Here is a 4,771-nt window from a genome sequence, read left to right on the forward strand (position 1 = left end):
GGGCTCGGCCGTGGGCTGGTCCGTGGGTTGAGCGGTGGGCTGGGCGCCGTCCTGCGGGCCGCCGCCGTTCTGCTGGGTGCCGCTGGTCGGCCTGGCTCCGCCGCCCTGGAGGTTGGGGATGCCGTTGCCCTCGGCCGGGCGGGCCGGGTAGGCGGCGGGATTGGCCGCCTGGGTCGTCTGCGGGCCGTACGGCCCGGCCGCAGCGCCAGGGGCCTCCTGGCACGCGGTCGCGATGAGGGCGAGCGCCGGGACCAGCACGGCGAACGCTTTCTTCTTTCGTCCCATGGAAAAGGTCTCCCTTTGCGGGGGGTGGGATGTTCAGTCAGTGCAGGGCCCGCCGGGGCACCAGGCCGGTGCTCTCCAGCAGCGACATGTGCGTATTGACGAATTTCATCGCCCGCTCGGCGAACGCGCGGATCACCGAGTTCTCCGACTGCGCGCGCACTTTCGCGATGACCGCGAAGACCTGCCCGTGCGCGGCGCGCAGCCGCAGCACGAAGGTCTTGTCGTAATCACCGCCGAACTTTCCGGACATCTCCCGGAGCCAGCTCTTCTGGCTCCCGCTCGGCTCGTTCGGCACCAGCACGCCGAGCTTCTCGGCGGTGGCGCGGGTGTCGGCGTCCAGCTGGACGTGCTGCTGCCAGATGATCTCGGCGACCTGCCGCACGCGGGGCGCCCGGGCGCGCTGCTGCGCCTGCTGGCCGGCGGGTATCTCCCACAGCCCGGCCTGCCGGACCTTGACCAGCAGCTGCCGGTCCAGGGTGCTCAGCGGCCCCCACTTCGTCTGCACGGTGCCGCCCAGGTTGGCCGCGCCGCTGGCGGGCACGCCGACCGGGTTCAGCACGACCGCGAAGGCCGCGCCGACGGCGGCCACGGCCGCCAGCACCAGCAGCAGGCGCCCCTTGCGCAGGCGCGGGAGCCTGCGCGCTCCAGCCATTCCGTAGGATTTCCTCAAGGTTCCTCTTCCTCCTCTCGGGGATCTCTCGACGGACGCGGCGCGGGTCCGCCAGTGAATACGCACCGCACCGGCGCGAGGTTCAACGGTGTCCGGCAGATGTCACTTTTTCACGCCTCCGGAATTCATCGCCGCGATGGCGCACCCGGGACGCCGCCGACCACGCGGAGCGCCAATGCCGGGCACATCGCGACGGCCTTCTGCACGTCCTTCTCCAGCCATTCCGGGATGTCGGTGCCGAGCACCACGGGAAAGCCGTAGCGGTCGAGCTGGATCAGTTCGGGGACGAGGTAGGCGCACAGCCCGTGCCCGTCGCAGCGGCTCCAGTCGATCGCCACCCGGCCCTCGGAGCCGTCCGGCACCGGCAGCGGCAGCACGCCGTAGGTGGACAGGCCGCAGCCGCCGCCCCAGCGGTGCGCGTCGATGTCGGCGCCGAACGCCTCCATCGCCGACAGCACGAACCGCGCCGTCCCGTCCGGGTGGGTGCAGGCGCCGCGGCCCCGGCCGACCCCGGCGGCGCGGCGCACGTCCTCCACCGTCCCGGCGCCCTCGGTCAGCGCGTTCAGCGACCGGACGACGTCCGGCAGCCCCAGCCGGCACGGGCCGCACTGCCCGGCGGACTGCGCCGCGAGGTAGGACGCGATGCGGGTGACCTCGCCGAGCGGGCAGGTGCCCTGGGTGAGCGGGAGGATGATGCCGGCGCCGACCGTCCCGCCGACGCGCCGCATCCCGGCCCGCGACAGCACGGCCCGCGCCACCCCGGCCGGGCCGAGCCACATGCCGTGGTAGCCGCCGACGAGCACGCCCGGCGACGGCGGCACCTGGCAGTGGTCGAGGACGGCCTGCAGCGGCGTGCCGAGCGGCGCCTCCACGACCTGGGTGCCGCCGATCGTGAGCAGCGTGGTGCCGGGCTCCTCCTCCGTCCCGGCCGAGGCGTACAGGTCGGAGCCGAGCGAGACCAGCACCGCGAGCTGCGCGAACGTCTCGGTGTTGGACAGCAGCGTCGGGAAACCGTCCACCCCGGAGTCGGACGCGCGGACCTTGACGCCCGGCGGGATCGGCGTCTCCCCGTTGATCGCGCGGATCACCGCGCCGCTCTCCCCGGAGATGAACCGCTCGGTCAGCCGGACGACGCGGGCCGGCATCCGCCGCTCGCTGATCGCGGCGCGCACGGAGCGGGCGGCCTCGTCGTCCTCGACGGCCACGACGATCCGCTGCGTGCCGAGCGCGGACGCGGCGATCTGCGCCCCGTCCAGGACGAGGTGCGGGGCCCGGCCGAGCAGCACCTTGTCCTTGGCGCTGCCGGGCTCGCCCTCGGCGCCGTTCACGACCACGACGACGTTCTCGCTGGAGCCGCGCTCGTCGGCGCGCTCCCCCGGCAGCAGCGCGGTCTGGTCGGCGGTGGGGTGCCTGATCCGCGCCGCGACCGCCATCAGCTTGCGCGCGAACGGGAACCCGGCCCCGCCGCGCCCCCGCAGGTCGACCTGCTCGGCCATGCGGATCAGCTCGTCCAGTCCGGGCGCGCGGAGCTTGCCGTGCACCGCCAGGTGCCGGTCGATGTCCAGCCGGTCGAACCGGTCGAACCCGAGCGTCAGGCGGGGGCCGCCGATGCCCGAGACCGTGACCGTCGACGTCATCGCAGCACCTCGGTGTCGCGGCCGGGCCCGGTGAGCGGCACGCCGCGCGGGTCGCGGGTGGTCCGGCGCGGATCGTCGTAGCCGTCCCGCTCGGCGAAGTCGCGGCCGCCGAGGTCGCGGGCCGCCGCCGCGGCGCGCCCCTCGTCGTGCGCGCGGGCCGCCATCGCCCGCCGGTCGCGGGCGCGCCCGGCGCCGTCCGGCACCGCGAACGGGTCGATCTCGGCGCCGGCGCGCGGCAGCTCCCGCGGCCTGATCACCACGATCATGCGGGTGACCAGCGCCAGCACGACCAGCACCACGCTCATCACATAGCTCAGCACCACCCAGTTCGCCGCGGACCGGCCGGTGATGAGGCCGTGCACGATCGCCATCGGCCAGGCGATGTAGGCGAGCACGTGCGCCGACCGCCACATCCAGGTCTTGCCGCGGACCGCGAACCGGGCCCGCACCATCCCGGTGACCAGGACGAGCACCATCAGCTCGGCGGCGATCGTGCCGAGGCCGACGGCGCCGCCGTCGGGGACGACGACCTGCACCGGCAGCGCCAGCCCGTTCATCACCTTCACCGAGACGTGCGCGACGAGCATCGCGGTCGCCACCACGGCCGCCGCGCGGTGCACCGCCTGCGCGAGCACCCGGTGCCGGATCTTCAGGATCAGCCGCTCGGTGGCGAGGAGCCCGCACATCACGGCGGTGGTGTAGGAGACGAGCGCGAACACCCCGGCGTAGAAGTTGAGGAAGTACTGCACGTTCGCGACCGCGACCGCTCCCGGCGGGGTCGCCGCGCCGACGAGCACCAGCACCGCGCCGGCGAGCACGACGCGCAGCACCCAGGTGGGCACCGCGGGATCATCACTGCTGCGAGTTCGCACCGTTCGCACTCCTGTTCTCGGTTGCGGCCGCCGCCGGGGCGGCGGCCGTTCCTGCGCCGTCCGCCGGCGAGGGGGCGGGGGACGGTGACGGCGGCGCCGGCTCCTCCTCTTCCGCCGCCGGGACGGGGCCGAGGTTGGCCATCAGCCCCCCGGGGAGCACTTGCAGGGCGCCGCGCTCGGCGAACCCGAGCAGCGGCTTGGCCCGCTCCCGGAACGTCCAGCCGCCGATCTCGGCGCCGTCCAGCGGCACGGTCCCGGTGCCGCCGCGCAGCCCGAACCCGACCTCGGCGCGCGGCGCCTCCGCACCGCCGCAGGGCCGCTCGGTGCCGGTGCCGCCGAGCGCGCCGCCCTGCGCGACGACACCGCCGTCGCGCAGCCGGGTCACGTTCCGCAGCCGGTAGTAGGTCGTCGCGAGGCCGCTCGGGTGGATCAGCATCACCAACGCGTTGCCGGACGCGTTGCCGCAGAACCGGTAGAGCCTGCCCTTGGCGGCCGCGACCACGCGGCCGTCGCCGCCGGAGAACGCCAGCGAGGCCAGGGGGCGGGCGGAGCCGTCCGAGGTCGTCATCGCCCAGACCTGGCCGATCTTCCACGGCAGCATCAGCCGGTCGCCGGCCCGGGTGCCGTTGACGAGCGCGGCGGCCCCCTCGGCGGTGACCGTCCCGTACTCGCGCAGCAGCCGGCCCTCCGCCGCCGGCATCACCGCCGCGGGCATGTCGCCGAGCAGCGTCGCGAACGCCGCCCCGCCGGACAGCCCGACCTGCCACCGCTCCCCGGTCCAGTGCGCCGCGTAGAACGCGACCTCCGGGTTGGCGGCGCTGGACTCGGGGACGGGGATCGCGGTCGTGCCGAACACCCAGGTCCGGTCGGCGCTCGTCCGGGTGGCGCCGACGATCGGCGGCTGCGTCGGCGCCGCGCCGTAGGCCTGCCGCGCGGCGGCGCCGCGCTCCTCCAGCGTCAGCTTCCGGACCTGCGCGGCGAGCACCCGCAGGCTGGGGCCGTCCGCCACCGGGCCGGTACCGCCGCCCTCGACGGGCTGCCGGGACGGCTGGCCCGGCTGCACGGGCGCGTCCGTGCCCGGCTTCGGCGGCTGGATCGCGCGCTGCGAGCCGACCGGCCCGGACGTGCCGCCGAGCGGCCCCCCGTCCAGCAGCGCCCGCTCGGCGATGCCGAGCAGCGACAGCCCGACGGCGGTGGACAGCACGATCGCGCCGATGCCCAGCCGGTCGCTGGGCCGCCGGCCGCGCCGCGGCCGCGCCTTGGGCCCGGACCGCGCCCCCCGCCGCTCCTGGCTCTTATACACATCT

General features: G+C 75.4%; 5 protein-coding genes. All 5 read right to left on the reverse strand.

Features of this window, described 5'->3' with window-relative positions; translation table 11 throughout:
- The coding region (locus ETD96_RS41425) for a hypothetical protein (protein WP_205719723.1) at nucleotides 1-285 on the reverse strand (285 nt) is incomplete at its 3' end.
- 37 nt (nucleotides 286-322) lie between these two features.
- On the reverse strand, nucleotides 323-937 hold the full coding sequence (locus ETD96_RS41430) for a DUF4142 domain-containing protein (RefSeq protein WP_138641950.1): 615 nt from the start codon (nucleotides 935-937) through the stop codon (nucleotides 323-325).
- A gap of 143 nt (nucleotides 938-1,080) precedes the next feature.
- The gene (locus ETD96_RS41435) at nucleotides 1,081-2,592 is read right to left on the reverse strand and encodes an NADH-quinone oxidoreductase subunit NuoF family protein (protein WP_138641951.1); all 1,512 of its coding nucleotides are present in this window, start codon (nucleotides 2,590-2,592) and stop codon (nucleotides 1,081-1,083) included.
- Complete coding sequence (locus ETD96_RS41440) at nucleotides 2,589-3,434, reverse strand: hypothetical protein (RefSeq protein WP_138641952.1); 846 nt, start codon at nucleotides 3,432-3,434, stop codon at nucleotides 2,589-2,591. Before ETD96_RS41440 ends, ETD96_RS41435 begins: the two co-directional genes overlap by 4 nt.
- A 10-nt stretch (nucleotides 3,435-3,444) precedes the next feature.
- Nucleotides 3,445-4,771, reverse strand: a 1,327-nt coding sequence (locus ETD96_RS45500; protein ID WP_171069494.1) for a hypothetical protein, incomplete at its 5' end; no start/stop codon positions are given.

Origin of the sequence: Actinomadura geliboluensis (assembly GCF_005889745.1) — a bacterium.
Classification (GTDB): Bacteria; Actinomycetota; Actinomycetes; order Streptosporangiales; family Streptosporangiaceae; genus Spirillospora; species Spirillospora geliboluensis.

What these genes read in the sequence shown, in the direction of transcription:
- ETD96_RS41430 (WP_138641950.1), bottom strand. Translation starts at nt 937, where the DNA reads ATGGCTGGAGCGCGCAGGCTCCCGCGCCTGCGCAAGGGGCGCCTGCTG.
- ETD96_RS41435 (WP_138641951.1), bottom strand. Translation starts at nt 2,592, where the DNA reads ATGACGTCGACGGTCACGGTCTCGGGCATCGGCGGCCCCCGCCTGACG.